The 17,966-nt window shown below is 57.3% G+C and carries 10 protein-coding genes; 4 read left to right on the top strand and 6 right to left on the bottom strand.

What is annotated here, in order from left to right; translation table 11 throughout:
* Window positions 1-404: 404 nt before the first annotated feature.
* Window positions 405-3,041, bottom strand: a complete 2,637-nt coding sequence (locus tag DNI29_RS10225; protein ID WP_110978009.1) for a PspC domain-containing protein — start codon at window positions 3,039-3,041, stop codon at window positions 405-407.
* A gap of 51 nt (window positions 3,042-3,092) precedes the next feature.
* Window positions 3,093-3,458 carry a PadR family transcriptional regulator gene (locus DNI29_RS10230; RefSeq protein WP_110978010.1) on the bottom strand — a complete coding sequence of 122 codons (366 nt, stop codon included), beginning with the start codon at window positions 3,456-3,458 and terminating at the stop codon, window positions 3,093-3,095.
* Between the two features lie 339 nt (window positions 3,459-3,797).
* On the opposite strand from DNI29_RS10230, the gene DNI29_RS10235 reads away from it, so the two are divergent.
* A complete protein-coding gene (locus tag DNI29_RS10235) occupies window positions 3,798-4,895 on the top strand; it encodes a putative type IX sorting system protein PorV2 (protein ID WP_110978011.1) in 1,098 nt (365 codons plus the stop codon).
* A gap of 56 nt (window positions 4,896-4,951) precedes the next feature.
* Window positions 4,952-9,535, top strand: coding sequence for a putative type IX secretion system sortase PorU2 (gene porU2, locus DNI29_RS10240; RefSeq protein ID WP_162303573.1), 4,584 nt, complete (start codon window positions 4,952-4,954; stop codon window positions 9,533-9,535).
* Between the two features lie 162 nt (window positions 9,536-9,697).
* Here porU2 and DNI29_RS10245 read toward each other — a convergent pair whose 3' ends face one another.
* The 3 genes from DNI29_RS10245 to DNI29_RS10255 form a co-directional block, all read right to left on the bottom strand.
* Entirely contained in the window at window positions 9,698-10,186 is a 489-nt protein-coding gene (locus DNI29_RS10245) for a dihydrofolate reductase (protein WP_110978013.1), read from the bottom strand.
* Window positions 10,187-10,392: 206 nt separating this feature from the next.
* On the bottom strand, window positions 10,393-11,355 hold the full coding sequence (gene fmt / locus DNI29_RS10250) for a methionyl-tRNA formyltransferase (RefSeq protein ID WP_110978014.1): 963 nt from the start codon (window positions 11,353-11,355) through the stop codon (window positions 10,393-10,395).
* Window positions 11,356-11,372: 17 nt separating this feature from the next.
* Complete coding sequence (locus DNI29_RS10255; protein ID WP_110978015.1) at window positions 11,373-12,641, bottom strand: exo-beta-N-acetylmuramidase NamZ family protein; 1,269 nt, start codon at window positions 12,639-12,641, stop codon at window positions 11,373-11,375.
* Between the two features lie 117 nt (window positions 12,642-12,758).
* On the opposite strand from DNI29_RS10255, the gene DNI29_RS10260 reads away from it, so the two are divergent.
* Window positions 12,759-13,907, top strand: coding sequence for an ABC transporter permease (locus DNI29_RS10260; RefSeq protein WP_238388059.1), 1,149 nt, complete (start codon window positions 12,759-12,761; stop codon window positions 13,905-13,907).
* Between the two features lie 225 nt (window positions 13,908-14,132).
* Window positions 14,133-17,183 carry a T9SS-dependent choice-of-anchor J family protein gene (locus DNI29_RS10265; protein WP_110978017.1) on the top strand — a complete coding sequence of 1,017 codons (3,051 nt, stop codon included), beginning with the start codon at window positions 14,133-14,135 and terminating at the stop codon, window positions 17,181-17,183.
* A 73-nt stretch (window positions 17,184-17,256) separates the two neighbouring features.
* Here the strand turns inward: DNI29_RS10265 and DNI29_RS10270 are convergent, their stop codons facing one another.
* Window positions 17,257-17,943 (bottom strand): peptidoglycan DD-metalloendopeptidase family protein, encoded by a 687-nt coding sequence (locus DNI29_RS10270; RefSeq protein WP_110978018.1) that lies wholly within the window; start codon window positions 17,941-17,943, stop codon window positions 17,257-17,259.
* Window positions 17,944-17,966 lie beyond the last annotated feature (23 nt).

Genomic DNA, 17,966 nt, shown 5'->3' on the forward strand with positions numbered 1-17,966 from the left:
CATTCAATGGTTCCTACAGGGCTTTAGGCTTAGCAGAGGGGTAGGAGACTATTGGTGTTCTGCCTGTACCTAGCCTTGAATCAATCTGCTCTGTCAGAACAGGAAGCTCACCATTTCGCATCTCGCTACTTCACAAAAAAAGAAGGAAGCTGCGGCCTTCCTGTTGCAGCAGGGGGGTAGGCCGTAGCTTCCTTCGGGTCTCACCTTTTCACTCACTAGATAGACCCTTTTTTGTGTCGTCCAGACAAAACGACAGATACCAACTGAGAGAAGATGGTTGCCTGAGTAATTCAGGCAACTAACTATTTATCTTCTGGGATGTAAAACGAATGAAGAGGAGCTGGGTTGCGCTACACGTCAGGCAAGCGCCTCCGCATGAAGCCCTGGCTAGCTGAGTAAATAAGCTAGTCGATAGCACGAATGGTTGCTGCTCCAACGGCATCCCGCCGAACGGTACCCGGCTTGCCGCTGTACTCTACCACGCTGGCGCCAACAGCATCGGCATCCAGCTCTTCGGTTACCCGCAGGCGCACTTTGCAGCCCCCAATGGCGTCTACATCGGCACGGCGGGCGGTGAAGTCGGCCCCGGCAATGTCGCAACCTCCGGTGCCTTCCACGCGCAGGTTGTCGGCGCTACCCTGCAGGGCGGCGCGGCACCCACCGGCCAACTCCAGCCGCAGCTCTTTCAGGTCGCCCTGGAAGCGGAGCTGGCTGCCCCCGGCCTGCTGCACGCGCAGGTCGCCGGAGTTGAAGCCGCTTACCTGGGCCCGGGTGCCACCCACCAGTTCCAGATCATTCAGCTCTGGCGTTTCAATGGTGAGCAGAACCTCTTCGGAAGAGCCGCGCTTCGAATCGAACAGGTCGCGGTTGCGGGGGCGTATGGTCAGCTCGGAGCCGCTACGCTCAATCTTGATGTCCCGCAGGGCCCGGCCGCTGCCGGCGGCGCGCACGCTGTAGTTGCTGCCCTGGCGCACCACCACACGGTAGGGGCCTACCACGCTAAGGTGGTCGAAATCGGTTTCGTCGAAGCTTTGACGCTCGGAACCGTAGCTGCTTTCATCGGTGCTGAAGGCTTCGGCATCATCAAAATTCAGGTTAATGTCGATGTCAGAATCTTCGCGGCCGGCCTCGTAGTCGTCGCTGTTCTCATCGGTGTCAGAGTTGCCGCGCAGGTCGCTTTCAGTGCAGTTCACACATTCTACCTTGTTGCCGCGCATCCGGAAAACAAAGTTCTCAGGGTGAATCGGTGGCTGGCCATTCACGTAGTCCTCGTCGTTGAGCCAGTCGGCAAAGGTCTCCGTCATGCGGAAGTTGCGGCCGCGGGGCATTAGCAAGCGCAACTGCATTTCCTGGTCGCGGAAGCGGGCTGTGGGCTGGAAGGTGAAGTGGTCATCCACGCTCACGGTCGAGTCGTTGAGCACGCGCACCGTGTGCACGGTGGAGGTGGAAGCCGTGCGGCGGGCCAGCGAATCAGAAGAACCCTTGGCCGAAATGACGCGCTCCAGGCGAGGCGTTTGCCCACTGTCAATGCCAATGATGTCCAGGTCCACCCACTGGTCGTTGTCGAGCTGGCGGCGTTCCAGCACCAGGGTCGGGCGGGTCAGGCCGTTGAGCGGAATTGTCTGGGTTATTTCTTCCTCGCGCTGAAACTCGCGGCCAATGCGGGTGCCCGCCACCGAGGAGCCTACCACGCCCAGCAGCCACAAGCCCAGCAGCGTCAGGGAGGCTGTGCGGTTCAGAATAGTGCGGCGCAACAGCAGACCCAGGCCGGAAAGCAGCATGGCCAGGGCCGGAATGGCGGTCAGCAGGTAGAAGCTGAACACGGCCCAGGGGGAAATGTCATTGAAGAGGATGAACGGCTGCAGCGGGCCCAGCTCAAAGTTGTTGGTAGAGGCCGGAATCATGCCCAGGCTCACGCCCAGCGTGATGGTGATGGCCAGGAGCAGGCCGAAGCCCGTGAGTACCAACACCCCACCGGCAATTACCCGGATGCTGGAGCCAAGAAAGTTGATGAGGGGCCGGATGTTGGTAAAGAAATCCTCCAGGAAAGTGCCTACAGGCCGATTGTTGACGGGCGAAGCATCTGAGCCGGCTGCGTATGGGTTGTTGCGCAGGTTGTTATCCAGGGCGGAAAGGGTCACTGCGTCGCCGCGCATGCGGAGCTTGTCGGAGGCGGTTTTCGCCTCCGGCAAGAGAATCCACAGGATGATATAGAGGGGGAAGGCAAAGCCCCCGGCAAACAGTCCTACGATGAACAGAATCCGGATCAGGACTACATCGACCTTGAAGTAGGCCGCCAGCCCCGAGGATACGCCCCCGATTTTACCGGTATCAGTGTCTCGGTAAAGCTTTTTGAATACTGGGTCCTCATCAGAGGGAGTGGCATCGTAGCGGACGGGCAACACAATCCACAGGATGATGTAGGTCAGGACGGATATGGCCGGCAGCTTCTCGCTGAAGTTCTCTAGCGGCGTGTTGTCGAACAAAATCGGGAACACAATGAGCAGAGCCAGAAAGCCCAACCGAATCCAGAGGGGATTGACGGCGAAGTAGCGGGCCAGGCCAGCGGCTACCCCCGCAATCTTGCGGTTCGCCATGTCGCGGTACAGGCGCTTGGCACCTGCCTCCGCTTCGGAGGGGGAAGGGGCCGCGCCAGCCGCACCGGAGGCACCGGCCGAGTAGCCTGAGGAAGAGGAACGAGCGCCAGTGTAGGTGCCCTGGGCTGAGCCCGTGGCTACCGCTTCGGCCAGAATTTCCTCGTCGTCTTCGGCGTCTTCAGCGGTCTGAAAGTCGCTTACCCGACCCATTTTAGCCGTCATGGCCTCCACGTCTTCCAGCGTAATCACCTGCTTGAGGCCCGAGAGGCGGGCAGCAAAGAGCTCGGCAATGCGGCTTTCGATGTCGGCCACGATTTCCTCGTGACCCCGGTAGCCGCTGAAGTGGGCTTTCACTTCCGCCAGGTAGCGGCTGAGCACGTCGTAGCCATCTTCCTCAATGTGGAAGATCATGCCCTGAAGGTTGATGCTGATATTCTTTTTCATCTCAGTGCTGCAACAATTCAAGAATAACTGGAAGGTGAGCGGGCGGGGAGGCTAAAGCAGCGGTTCCGCTGGGGCGCTGCCGTTGACGTGAGGCTTCTGGCGGATGATGCGGATGGAATCCTGGACTTCTTCCCAGGTTAAGCGCAGCTGATGCAGAAACTCTTGGCCGGCGGTAGTGAGCGTGTAATACTTGCGGGGAGGGCCACTGGTAGATTCTTTCCAGGTGTAGTCCAGCAAGCCCGCGTTTTTGAGGCGCGTCAGTAGCGGGTAGAGGGTGCCTTCCACCACAATCATGCGGGCAGAAGTTAGCTCTTCGAGCATATCAGACGCATATACCTCCCCGCGGGCAATGATTTCCAGGATGCAGAACTCCAGGATGCCCTTCCGCATCTGCACTTGGGTGTTCTCGACTTTCATGGGCTGAGGCAGATATCGGTGAAGAATGAGTCAAAGGTAACTAAAGGTACTATGTAACACAAGGTACTAGTGAAAATAATTTTTGTTGCGTTCCAGAAGAGGTTTCTCTGACTGATAAGGGGATAGAAGGCTGGGCTAGGGAGCGGCCTTATAAGCTAGCCGCCAGGTTGGGCAAGTCTGAGGGGGTAGTGGCCCAGACAACAAGACTGTCGAGTAGTGTATTTTAGCCGCTGAAAATCAGTGTTAACCGAGAAGTGCAATCCGGCTCGCACTATTAATGAGTATCTTGCGTTGCTGCCGCGTCAGTCTTTTTCCCGATACTATTTGGTTACTTTCTCTATGCCCAACTTTTTCCGTTGTACTACCCTATTGCTGGGCTTGGGCCTGAGCATTGGAGCACTAAATCCGGCACTGGCTCAAACCAAAACGCCTAAATACAGCAACGAATTCTTGAATATTGGGGTAGGCGGCCGGGCCCTAGGAATGGGTAAAGTGCAGGCAAGCCTCGCCGACGACGCCACTGCTGGCTACTGGAACCCGGCCGGTTTAGTCAACCAGAAAACCAAGTACGACGCCGTGCTCATGCACTCCGAGCTGTTCTCGGGCATCGTGAAAAACGATTACGCGGCTTTCTCCATGGCCCTCGATGACAAGAGTGCTATCGGGCTGAGCGTGCTGCGCCTGGGCGTTGATGACATTGCCGACACCTGGAACTTGGTCAACAGCTACGGCTACATCAACTACGACAACATCCGCTACTTCTCCGTAGCCGACTATGCGGTACTGCTTTCCTACGCTCGCAAGATTGGCAACATCGAAGGGCTGCAGGTAGGCGCTAATGCCAAAGTTATCTACCGAAACATCGGCAATTTTGCCGATGCCGTAGGGTTTGGCGTTGACGCCGGCGTGCAATACAACCGCAACAACTGGCGCCTGGCCCTGATGGCCCGCGACATCACTACCACCTACAACGCCTGGACGATTCACCCGGAGGAGTTCCGGGGCTCACCCGACGTAGTGCTGGAACTACCCAAAAGCAGCACCGAAATTACCCTACCCCTCTTTGTGCTGGGAGCCAGCCGCTTGGTAAAGCTGCCGGGCGAGTTTACCGCCCTTGGCGCGGTGGATCTGGAGCTGAGCACCGACGGACAGCGGAACACCCTGATTTCCTCGAAAGCTGTGAGCGTGGATCCGCGCGCGGGCCTGGAGGTGGGCTATAAGCAACTGGTATATCTGCGCGGCGGGGTCGGCAATATTCAGCAGGTGCAATCCTTCACGGGCAAGGAAGAGTGGAAGGTGCAGCCCAGCCTGGGGGTAGGCTTGGCCCTGAGCGGCCTGCGCTTAGATATGGCCCTTTCCCGGATGGCCGTGGAGAAAGTAGGCCAACAGTCGCAGCCAACTTCCATCATCGTGTCGTTGGGCTACGGCTTTAAATAAGAATGATAATCGACCTGCTGCGTGCAGGCATGCAATACAAAGTAATTACCTCATCAATGAAACAAGTTTACCTGAATCTGCGGTGGCTGGCGTTTCTGTTTCTGCTGCTAGGGCCCGCCCTGGCCCAGGGGCAGTCGGGGCCCTACGGCAACGAGTGGATTGTGCCCGGCCAGCAGTACTATAAAATACAGGTAGCCCGCGACGGGATTTACCGGCTCGATTATCAATACCTCCAGCAGGCTGGCATCAGTGGCGTAAGTCCTGGTCAGCTGCAGCTCTGGCGTCGGGGCCGGCAGGTAGCCATTCACGTTGGTGGCAACCAGTCGTCGCTTGATGCCAGCACCTTTGTCGAGTTCTTCGGGCAGAAGAATGACGCGGCGCTGGATAAAGGTATGTTCCGGAAGCCTTCAGATCAGGTGCAACCGTTGTATAGTCTTTTCACCGATACGGCCGCGTACTTCCTGACTTGGTCAACGGCGCCGGGCAAGCGCATGGAGCAATCGAACCCTGCGCCCACTGCCCCCCATCCGCACCGGATTCATCGGCCATATCAGGTATTCTCGCAGGCTTCGTACTGGGTAAACGACGAAGAAAATGTGTATCAGCCCTGGGCGGAAGCCGGTGAGGGTTTTCTGAGCGGTCAGCAGGCCCGCCGTTACCTACCTAATAATGCTACAAATCATGTCGTTGATGTAGTCACTATGACGCTGGACTCCATGTGGTCGGTGGCGCGTGGCTCCACCGACATGCAGCTCGATATCCAGATGGTAGGCGGCAGCATGGGCCAGCACGTTTCGGAAATTGCTGTGGTGTCGCCGACGGGTACTAGGGTACTGGGCCAGTTGACTTTCTCTGGTTTTAATGCCGCTCGTAAGCAGTTTCCACTGTTGGTCAGTGACCGAAATGCAGCAGGACGCATTCAAATAACGATTACGCAAAAAGGAGAGGGTAGCCCTCGGCCTAACTGGGGCGACCGGGCGCAGGCGGCTTTCGTGCGCATCCGGCACGCGCAAACCAACCGGTGGCCAGCTCGCCGGCAGGTATATTTCTCCAACGACTCAACCCTGGCTGCTCCGGCCTACTACCTGCTGGATTCCATTCCGGCCACGGTGCGCGGCTACGATATAACTGATGTATACAATGTGCAGCGGGTGGAAGGTAATGCAGGTACTGCAGCAACCCAGCGTGGTTTTGGCTTTGCCAGGGCTACGGGTGGCACGCGCAACCTGCTACTATACGACACCAACTATCCTATGATGCCGCGCCCGGCTAAGCGGATTGTCTTCCGACAAATTTCGCCCGCGGCGCATAACTTCCTGATTATCTCGCACCCAATACTGATGAAGCCGGCAGGCGACGTGAGCAACCCAGTGCGGGAATATGCCAAGTACCGCGCCTCAGCTTCCGGTGGCCGCTGGGATACGTTGGTAGTCACCTCGCAGCAGCTCTACGACCAGTTCCATTACGGGGAAATGTCGACGCTGGCCGTGCGGCAGTTTGCCCAGTGGATGCTGGCTGGCAGCAACCGTCCGCAGTCGTTGCTGCTACTAGGTAAGGGCATTGGTGCCACCGAGAACAGCTGCGGCTTTATGCGGCAGCGGCCCGATTTTTTCAACGACTGCTCTGGCAATAACCCGGTGCGCAACTTGGTGCCCGCCAGTACGCGTGGCATTTCGGACGCTTTCTTCACCGCCGACTGGCAGAAGAATGATTTCGTGGCCCGGATGAACACGGGCCGTATCGCGGCTCAAACCTCCGCTCAGGTACTCAACTACCTCAACAAACTAAAAGAACACGAGGCCCTAGGATATGAGCCCTGGCGGCGGAATGTACTGCACCTGTCGGGCGGAAATAGCCCGGAGCAGGATGAGGTATTCGCTCAGTATTTAAATAAATATGCTGCTCAAGTGCGCAAGCCTCCCTTCGCCGGCGAGGTAATAAAGACGTACCGGCGCTCTAACTATCCGGGCGCTATACCGAACGCAACTGCGCCCTTGAATCTGGCGGCTGATTTCAACGCCGGGCTTTCTTTTATCTCTTATTTCGGGCACGGTGGCCCTGAAAACCTGATCTGGGCCATTGCTGATATCAACGTGGCCACAAACGGGTTTGTCAACAAAGGCAAGTACCCGGTGTGGTACATTAGTGGCTGCTCAGCGGGTAACGCTTTCCGGGGGCCTACCTCGTTTGGCGGTGAGAAATACATGCTTGCGCAGGACAAAGGCATTATTGGTTTCTTGGCTGATTCCGACCTAGGGTTTGACTACGACCTTGATGTAATGCACACCGAAATGATGAAGCTCCTGTTTGCTGATCCGCAGTGGTACGGCAAACCAGTAGCAGAAGTGCAGCGAGAAGTAAGCCGGCGTCTACAAGGTGCCAACCCCGAGCCTGATCGGGTTACAGCTATGATTATGAACACGATCTGGCAGGGCGACCCGGCGCTTAAGCTGTTCTCACCCCTCAAGCCCGATTTTCAGACGGACAACAGCTTGGTGCAGTTCGCACCTCCGGTGATACCCATTACTGCCGCTAGCTTCGCCCTGAACGTGACGGTAAATAACCCGGGTCGCAGCATGGCAGGCAGCCCACTCAGCATTCAGGTGACGCGCTCCTTCGCCAACGGCCGCCCAAATGAGGTGCTGCTCTTCGACAACCTGCGCCAGGCCCGCCACGATACCACGTACACCCTGCTCATCAACAACCCCACCACGGGTAATATTGCCGGACTGAACACCTTCCTAGTGGACGTGGACCCCGCCAATAAGATTGATGAGGAAGACGAAACCAACAACCAGGCTACTGCTACCTACACCTTCCTAACCGGTGGTGTTACCACGCTCAGCCCGCCTGAATTTGGGATTGTGGGCAGTACTACCGTGCGGCTGGTAGGCCAGAACAACGTGCCTACCCTGACCAGCCGGGAGTACGACATAGAGTTGGACACCGTGCAAACCTTTAACAGCGGCCAGTTAAGAAAAACGACGATGGCCGCCGTGATGGTGCCCGAGTGGACTCAGACCCTACCCACCTTCGCTGGCCGCGACAGTGTAGTATGGTACTGGCGCTTGCGCCTGCACGCTCCCCAGGGCGACGAAAGCCGGGATTGGGCCGTTAGCTCATTCCGTGTAATCAGTGGCCGCAACGGTGGCTGGTCGCAGAGCCACGTTGGACAGTTCCGGCGCGACGAGCGTACCGGTATTGAGGTGGCTGTTCCCGGCGGGCAGTGGAGCTTCGCGGCAGGCACCCGAGAAGCAACGGTTACTTCTACCCGTATCGGTCCGGCCCAGGAGTGGCAGACTTTGCACCACACGATTCGGACTAGTTCTACTGGGAGCTACACTTTGCAATTGCTTGGTATTGATTCCTTAGGAGCCGTAACTGTTCTGAACGATAACATAACCAACCGGAACCAGCCCCTGGGTAGCATTTCGGCTCAGCAGTATCCGTACCTGCAGTTGCGGGCAATACTCCGCCAAACGGGCTCAGGTCCGGCCCCACAACTGGAGCAGTGGTTGGTAACCTACCAGGGCGTGCCCGAAGGTGTGGTGCGCCGCGACGCCATTCTTGCTTCGGCCCCCACGGCCTATGATGCTGCTACCCTGGCCCAGCAGGCCCGCACAGGCACGCTTACTATTCCGGTTAGCTTCCAGAACGTAGCCGATTTCGACTTCAAAGATCCGCTGGTGGCCTCCATTCTGGTGCGCGACAATGCCAACCGCACGGTGCAGAAAAACGTGGTATTCCAAGGTGCCCCGCTGCTGGCCCACTCCCAACGTACTTACGATGTGAAGCTGAACATCGTGGGCCTGACGGGTACCCTAAGCGGGATAGTGGTGATGAATCCGCGCCGCCAGCCGGAGCAGCACTACTTCAACAACGAACTGCCCCTACCCACCTTCGAGGTCGAAAACCGCGACACGCCCCCGGTGCTCGACGTCGCTTTCGATGGCCGCCACCTCCTCAATGGCGACATCGTTTCGGCCCGGCCCATCATCAGCATTCAGCTACGGGATGCTGACCGTCTGCGGCCGATGAAGGACCGTTCAGCCTTCATTGTGACCCTAACTCAGCCCAACGCTACCTCCTCTATTCCGGTGGACCTGAATGCTGCCGGCATCACGTTTGTGGCCGACTCAGCCCAGGGCACGGCTCGCTTGGAATACCAACCAGGCAAGGCCAAGGCCCTCGCCGATGGGGTGTACACGCTGGAAGTGCAGGGCCGCGACGGCTCGGGTAACCTGGCCGCTTCGGAGCCCTACCGTATCACGTTCGAGGTGATTAGTAACTCGTCTATCACCAACGTTTTCCCCTATCCGAACCCAGTTACCAGCAAAACCAAGTTTGTGTTCACGCTCACGGGTAGCACGGTGCCGCGCAACATGAAAATTCAGATTGTGAGCCTGACCGGGCGGGTTGTGAAGGAAATCATGATGGCTGACCTAGGGCCGTTACGCATCGGCAACAACATCTCGGAGTACGCCTGGGATGGTACTGATGACTATGGTGACCGGCTGGCCAACGGCACCTACCTATACCGGGTAGTATTGGACGACCCCAGCAACCAGTTCGAGAAGCGCGCCACCAGCGCCGATAAAGCCTTCAAGAAAGGATGGGGTAAGCTGGTACTGCTCCGTTAATAGTGAGTTTGGTGGGCTGAGAAATCCAGCCGCTCGACTTCTCTTTTTCGGTATCATATGCTAAAAGGCCCCGACAGATTTTCTGTCGGGGCCTTTTGCTTAAAGGTGGCAGCCAGCTTCAAAAAGAGCAACTAGCAAGTATACCGCTACCCTATCTCGCCACTAACGCCGACGCCGGAGCGTGACGAAGCTGAAGGGGTAGGCGTGCTTTTCGTCGGGTTCGTGCCGTTCTCTGGATTCTTCGCGCCACTCGGCTGGATTCAGGTCCGGAAACGTCACGTCACCTTCGAAGGCATGATGTACTTCTGTCAGGTACACCACATCGGCGGCGGGCAATGCCTGGCGGTAGATTTCTCCGCCCCCAATCACGAAAACTTCCTCATCATAAGTGCGGGCCAGTTCCAAGGCCTGCAGCACGGCGTAAGCCGTTTCGCAGCCTTCTGCCTGCCAATCGGTTTGGCGGGTTATTACAATGTTGGTCCGGTTTGGCAGCGGCCGGCCGATGCTCTCAAATGTGCGCCTACCCATCACAATAGGGTGGCCCTGCGTGAGCCGCTTGAAGTGTTTCAAATCAAGCGGAAGGTGCCACAGCAGCCGGTTCTCGCCGCCAATTACGCCGTTTTCGGCCACGGCTACTACTAGTGCAGTCATACGAATAGGTGCAGATTGTGCGTGTGTTTTCTTAGGTAGATACGGCCCGCTAACCGTCCCCGATCAGACGCCTCCGGTGTCCGACCGGTTGGTTCCGTGCTGACACGAGCCAAGGGTTCAGCTCGATTTAGGGGGTAGGCAGATGCTGTTCTTTTGTACAGAGGGCGCGGGCATGCTCTGGCTTTGAACCTCTAAGTGATGCCAGATTAGCCCGCCAAAGACGCCGCGTTGAAACCGCGCAGGAATTCGGCTACCGCCATCCGTTTTTTACCTTCCAGCTGTACATCCTGCAGATCCAGCAAGCCGTTGGCAGTTTGCACGCGCAGGTAGGTACGGCCGTCGGTGAACCAGCGGCCGGGCACGTTGGTGTCGGGGCCGCTAGCTTCTTCGTCGTCCAGGGGTAGGGCTTTGAATACTTTGAGCGTACGGCCGTTGGGAAGCTGGGTGAAGGCGGTAGGGATGGGCGAGAGGCCCCGCACCAAATTTGCCAGAGCCGGCGCCGATTGCTGGAAATCGAGGCGGCCGGTTTCTTTCTGCAGCTTGGGGGCCGGGCGTAGCTCGGGCAACTCCTGCTGGGGGGTGCTGGGGGCTGTGCCGTCGGCAATAGCCTGCACGGAGCGCAGGGCTAGCTGGGCGCCGGCCAGTTTCAGCTTTTCGTACAGAGAGCCGAAGTCGTCTTCCGGCGCAATGTCCACGGCATCCTGGTAAATCAGGTTACCTGTGTCAATTTCGTGGCGTAGGAAAAAGCTCGTGACACCTGTGCGCGTATCGCCGTGGATGAGCGCCCAGTTGATAGGCGCCGCGCCCCGGTACTGGGGTAGCAACGACGCGTGGATGTTAATAGAGCCCAGCCGTGGCATGTTCCAGACGGCTTCGGGCAACATCCGGAAGGCCACGACTACCTGCAGATCGGCGGCATAGCTGCGCAGCTCCTCCTGAAACTCCGGCGCCTTCAGGTTGGTGGGTTGCAGTACCGGAACGTTGTGGCGCTCAGCAGCCTGCTTCACAGCTGAAGCCTGCAGCTGCCGACCACGGCCCGCAGGCTTGTCAGGAGCCGTTACCACAGCTACCACTTGGCCGCCGGGCCAGTTAAGCAAGGTTTCGAGGGTAGGCACCGCAAATTCGGGGGTGCCCATGAAAATAAGGCGTAGGGGCGTTGATTCGGCCATGAGGGGTAGTAAGTCGCTTACTTGAAATCGGGGTAGAGCAGGTACTTTTTGCGCATGGCCTTGTACTGGCCCAGCGCTGGCTCCCACGACTGCCGGATTTCCTGTTCCGATTTGCCGGCTATAATCTGCTGCCGCAGGGTAGCCGTGCCCGCCAGCCGCTCGAAGCCTTTGTTAAAGAAGTTGGCCTTGTCGGTGCTTTGCTGATAGAAATCCAGCAGATACTTCAGCGAGAAGCCTACGTCGTTGCCCGTTTGGCGCAAATCCAGGCCGTAGCAGAGCTTGCCGTTCTGGGGCGGAGAGGTGGAGCCAGGGTTGGGGGTAGGAGTAAAGCTGAACGGGCGGGTTTTGGGTTGGGTGGGTGCGCCAATCACCTCGAAGGGCATAGCAGTACCCCGGCCCACGCTCACGTCGGTGCCCTCGAACAGGCAAAGGCTAGCGTACAGTGCCACTGAGTGGGTAGTGGGTAGGTTAGGGGAGGGGCGCACCGGCAACTCGTAGCGCGTATCGTGGGTATAGCCCTGCATAGGAATCACGGTGAGGCGGCACTGGCGGTTGCCGGCCAGCCACTTTTCTCCGTTAATCATTTGGGCCAGCTCACCTACCGTCAGGCCGTGCACTACCGGAATGGGGTGCATGCCTACAAAGGTTTTAAACTGCGGCTCCAGCACCGGTCCATCCACGTACCAACCGTTGGGATTTGGTCGGTCCAGAATAATCACCTCTTTATTTTGCTCCGCCGCCGCTTCCATTACGTAGTGCATGGTGCTGATAAACGTATAGAAGCGCGTGCCCACATCCTGAATGTCGAAAACCAACACATCTACATTGCGCAGCATCTCCGGGGTAGGCTTTTTGGTAGCCCCGTACAAGCTCAGAGCAGGCAGGCCGCTACGGGCGTCTTTACCGTCTTTGATGGTAGCTCCGTCGGCTGCCTCACCCCGGAAGCCGTGCTCCGGCCCAAAGATGACCTGCACGTTCACGCCCCGCGCCAGCAGTGTATCTACCAAAAAAGCCCGGCCTACCTTTGCTGATTGGTTCACAACCACGCCTACCCGCTTGCCTTTTAGCAGCGGCACGTACCTCTCAAACTGCTCGGCGCCCATGCGGAGCGGCTCTGCGGCTGGCAAGATTACCTGGGGCGGCGAAGCAATGGTTCTGCGAAGTGGAGCACTCGGCGTATCCGGAACCGCAACAGCAGGAGCCGTGGAGGTTGTCTGGGGCGGGCGGGCGCAATCGGAAAGCAACAGGGAAAGGCCTAGTAGGCTCGCGGACAGTAAGGAAGGCATGGGCAGCGCAGGAAAGTGGAAAACTGCAGGGATTCGTCTAGCTTTACGCCAGTGAACGTCTCGCAGTATATATCTAATAAGATCGATGGGGCCGATGCAGGTTCATTTACCTCGTCGGTGACAAAGATAGCCATCATCAGCATTGCCATGGGATTGGCCGTGATGGTGGTGTCGTTTGCTATTCTGGAGGGCTTCCGCAATGAAATCCAGAATAAGATCTTCTCCTTCGGATCCCACTTGCAAATCAGCAAGTACGATACCAATAACTCCCTGGAAGTGGAGCCTATCAGCGGGCCGCGGCTGGTACAGGAGCTGCAGCACAATCCGCAGGTAGCGTCCATCCAGCCCTTCGCCCGCAAAACGGCCATTATCAAAACCAAGGAGGAAGTGCTGGGTGTGGTGCTGAAAGGCATTGATGAGAAAAGTGGCCGCTCGCCGATGCGCCAGAACATGGTAGCCGGCAACTTCCTGACTTTCTCTGACACCGCCGCTAGCAATGACATACTGCTCTCGCGTAAAGTAGCCGATAAGCTGCGCCTTAAACCCGGCGACAAGGCCTTATTCTACTTTATTCAGAACCCGCCCCGGGTGCGCCAGTTCACGGTGCGCGGCATCTACCAGACTGGCCTCGATGAGTTCGATGAAGCCTACGTTATCGGTGATATTCAGCAAGTACGCGACCTGACCAGCTGGCCCGATTCGCTGGTAGGCGGGCTGGAAATCACCCTGAAAGACTTCAACCGCCTCGACCCCGTAGCCGATAATCTCTACGAGAACCTGCGCTACGATTTGAAGCTGGACAAAATAACGGACCAGTATGCCCAGCTTTTCGACTGGCTGAAGCTGCTAAACCGCAACGTAGTTATCTTCCTGGTACTCATTATCTTCGTGGCTACCTTTAATATGGTGGCCACCATCTTCATCATGATTCTGGAGCGCACCAACATGATTGGGGTGCTCAAGGCCATTGGGGCGACAGATAACCAGATCCGGAGTATGTTCTTTTTCCGGGGCCTAAGCCTCACGGTACGGGGCATGGTGTACGGCAACCTGATTGGGCTGGGTTTTTGCGCCATTCAGTACTTCTTCCATCCTATTCCACTGGACCCGGAGAACTACTACATGGACCGCGTGCCAATCCACTGGGACCCCTTCATGATTGTAGTACTGAACGCCGCTACCTTCCTGACCTCCCTGCTAGCCGTCTTGATTCCGACCTACCTCATCTCCCGCATCAAACCGGTCGTCGCCATCAAGTTCGACTAATCTTAAGTTCGCTTGTCAAGGTATGGCGCAAAGAGAGGGGTAGAATAATTCTGCACTTTATTACAGCATCTTAAGCGACTAGAGCCCCCATTGCAAGACTTGCAGTGGGGGCTCTTGATTACTGGGTATTTGGTAACATTTTGGTAACAAACGCGCCATTTTGCTGCGGTACTTTTGTAACTTCCATTCGATAGCCCCCTCCTTTTCACCCTTTTGCATTCCTTTATGAAAAACTCTTACCGTTTACGGCAAGTGTTTCCGGTGTTGATGACAGCCCTCGGGCTGAGCACCGGAGCCACGGCGCAAGTCACGCTCCAGAACAACTCCTACGTCCAGACCTTCGACAACATCGGTACCGGCCTGCCCGAAGGTTTCTCCGTCCGGACGGGAGCTACAGCCACGGCCCCTGGTACAGAGGTAGCATCGTTTAGTACCAACGCTACGGCCTGGGGCAGCACCAATGGCCGGTTTGGCAACTATGCCTCCGCCGACGGTCTGAAAAGCAATGCCTCCTTGGACGTTCAAAGCGCCTACGCCGACCGGGCCTTAGGCGTACGGCAGACAGGCAGCTTTGGTGACCCAGGAGCAGCTTTTGTATTTCAGGCCGCGAATACCACAGGCAAAACCGACTTCAAGCTCAATTTCAAGCTACAGTCACTTGATAGTGCTTCTACCCGCACGACTACTTGGCGGGTAGAATATGCTACCGGCGACTCGCCTACCTCCTTCCAGTCTGTAGGCTCCGGTACTACTGGCGGCAGTACCTTCCGCAATACCACTATCTCCGTAGATTTTGGCAACCGCCTGAACAACGTGAGTGAGAAGGTCTGGATTCGGATTGTAGCGCTGGCTAACTCCGCTGGTACCAGCAACCGGCCTACTACGGCCATTGACGATTTTACTTTGAGCTGGCAGGCGCCGGCGGCTACCGACCCTTCACTAACGGTACCGTCGGCGCCGCTGACTTTTGAGAGCCGTCCCCTCAACACTACTTCGCCCTCGCAGAGCTACCAGCTGAGCGCCGCCAACCTGACCGGCGACGTAACAGTAACGGCTCCGGCCGGCTTCACGGTTTCCAAGGATGACGCTACGTTTGCTTCCACGCTGACTTTCACGCCCACAGAACTGGCCGCAGCCAAAACGGTGTACGTGCGCTTCACGCCTACGGCTAGCGGAGTTGTATCGGGGACTATTTCCCACACCACCGCGGGTACCTCGCCCCAAACCGTAACAGTATCTGGCACGGGCTTCGACCCCAACGACCGGGTGTTTAGCTTTGATAACTGCGCCACCACTTTGTCTGATGGCTGGGCTCAATTCAGTGTGCTGGGCACGCAAACGTGGGGCTGCACCACCTTCGGCCGCGACGCGACCGATGCCACTGGGAAAGCTAACAAAGCCTACGGCGTGCAGATTAACGGCTTTGCCGACGGCAGCAACGTGCTGAATGAGGACTGGTTAATTTCGCCGGCCCTGAATACCGCATCGTTTACTTATCCGCTGCTCTCGTTCTACAGCCGTGTGGCGTTTAATGGTGCCCCGCTGCAGGTGAAAGTATCTACGAACTACACGGGTACCGGCAGCCCCACGGCCGCCGGCGTAACCTGGACCGATGTAGCGGTAGATTTTCCCGTAGCTGGTTCCGACGTATGGACGCTGACCGATAACGTGGACTTGTCGGCTTTTAAGTCGGAGAACCTGTATGTGGCCTTCGTGTACTCCTCTACTACCGATGAAGGCGCCCGTTGGACCCTAGATGATATTCGTCTGCGCAACTCTAGCACGCAGGCACCACCCTCGTTGTCGGCCACGCCCACTAGTGTTGCCTTCGGCTACCGGACTGAAAATACTACCTCCACTCAGCCGCTGAACGTGGCTCTGCGCAACCTTACGGCTGGTGCTACCATCACCTCGTCGAATCCAGTATTCCAGGTTTCAAAGGATGGTACTACGTTCGCTAACTCCGTAAGCTTTGAGGCTTCGGAGGCCAGCATCACGCCTAAAAACCTGACCGTGCGTTTCCGGCCCACTCAGGCTAATAATGCGTACACCGGAACTCTGACGGTAACTAGCGCCGGCGCTACTACCATTAATATAGATGTGACTGGCAACACGTACAACGTAGCCAACACGCTGGAAGTGGTGAACTGGAACGTAGAGTGGTTTGGCTCTACGGAAGCTGGCTTCGGACCCGATGACAAGACCCTACAGCAAGAAAATGTTAAGAAAGTGCTGACCGCTCTGAACGCCGATGTATTCGCGCTGGCTGAAGTGGTGGACACGGTACGTCTGGGCACGATTGTGCGGCAACTGGGCGGCTACAAGTACATGGTATCGACGACGGCTTCCAACGTGCGGGATGCTAGCGACTTAGCAAAGGCTCAGAAGCTGGCCTTTGTATATCGCCCCAGCGTGGTGAAGAACCCTACGTTTACTTCCTTGTTGGCTTGTCCTGACCAAGGTACCTCGTGCGACGCCTATAATTACTGGGCTTCGGGGCGCTACCCCTACGCTATGACCGCCGACGTAACATTGGGCAGCACTACCAAGCGGGTTACTTTTGTTTTGGTACACGCCAAGGCTAACACTAGCCCTACCGCTACCTCGTATGAGCGTCGTAAAAACGGAGCTATTGCACTTAAGGCTAAGCTGGATACTGATTACGCTACGGACAACTTTATTATTCTGGGCGACTTCAACGACGACCTGGATCAGACAATTACCGCCGGCATCACCCCGGCCGTGTCCTCATACCAGGCGTTTGTGGATGATGTGACCAACTACCAGGCCCTGACGCTGCCTCTGAGCCTAGCTAAGAAGAAGTCGACGGCCAGCTACGACGATATTATTGATCACGTAGTAGTATCCAACGAAATGGCGGCTAATTATCTGGCTAATTCGGCGGAAATTGAAACCGGGGTGGCGGCTAGCATTGCTAATTACGCTAAAACTACGTCGGACCACTACCCCGTGCAGACGCGTTATACCTTCAGCACCATTACCAGCACCAAGCAGCAGGTTCGTCGGGCCGAGCAGCTGGTTATCAGCCCCAACCCGGCCCGCGAGGTACTGACCGTGCAACTGCCCGTCCAGACCGGCGAGTTCAGCCTGCAGGTAACCGCTGCTGATGGTCGTGTGGTATTCACGGGTACCGGCCGCGCTGAGCAACTGAATCAGCAGCTGAATCAGCGCTTCGGCGGCCTGAAGGCTGGCCTGTACGTGGTACGCGCTACCAGCGCTCAGAACACCTACATCGGCCGCTTCGTGAAGCAATAAGCTTCTCTTGGCAAGCCGTAATAAAAAGGCCCCGCACTTGTGCGGGGCCTTTTTATATGTGGTTAGGTAAGCGCTACAGCCACTGGCTCTGCAGAATCAGGTTGGGGTCGGGGCAGAGGGTAGCCCACTTCTCCCGTTCCCCGGGTAGGGCTACCCCCGGAAAGTCGCCGGACAGACCTAATAAATCCGCTATGACTTGGAAGTGCAGGTGCGGCGGCCAGTCGCCGTTCTCGGGTGCGGGGCCCACTTCTGTAAAGGTTTCGCCTTTCTCAATGGTCATGCCTGGGCGCAGCAGCAGCGTTTCGCGGCGGCTCAAGTGGCCGTACAAGGTATAGAAAACCGTGTCTTCGAGCTGGTGCTGTAGAATGACAGTAGGGCCGTAGTCGCCGAAGTTGTCGTTGTCCTGGAGGCTGTGCACTACCGCATCCAGTGGCGCCAGCACCGGCGTACCGGCCCGCAACCATACATCGACGCCCAGGTGCAGGGAACGAGCGGGCACGGCCGGGTCGCCGAACAGGCCGGGACTGCGGCGGTAGATGACGCGGTTCTCGAGGTAGCCGCCTACCCCGATGTGAGCATTCTGCGCTTCCAGCAGTCGGGCTACCAACTCTTCAAAGGCGGCCGTATCGCGCAGGTCGGCATCCTGGAGCAGTGAGTTAGCAGCGGTAAAATCGAGGCGGGCTACGTCAGGGGCATTCAGGTCTACGGGAAGTACCGGACCGAATTCGTGCTGATGTCGTTCGAGCAGGGAGGCAAGCATGAGGCGAAATAAAGGGGGTAGTA

Source organism: Hymenobacter sediminis (assembly GCF_003231285.1).
GTDB classification, from domain to species: domain Bacteria; phylum Bacteroidota; class Bacteroidia; order Cytophagales; family Hymenobacteraceae; genus Hymenobacter; species Hymenobacter sediminis.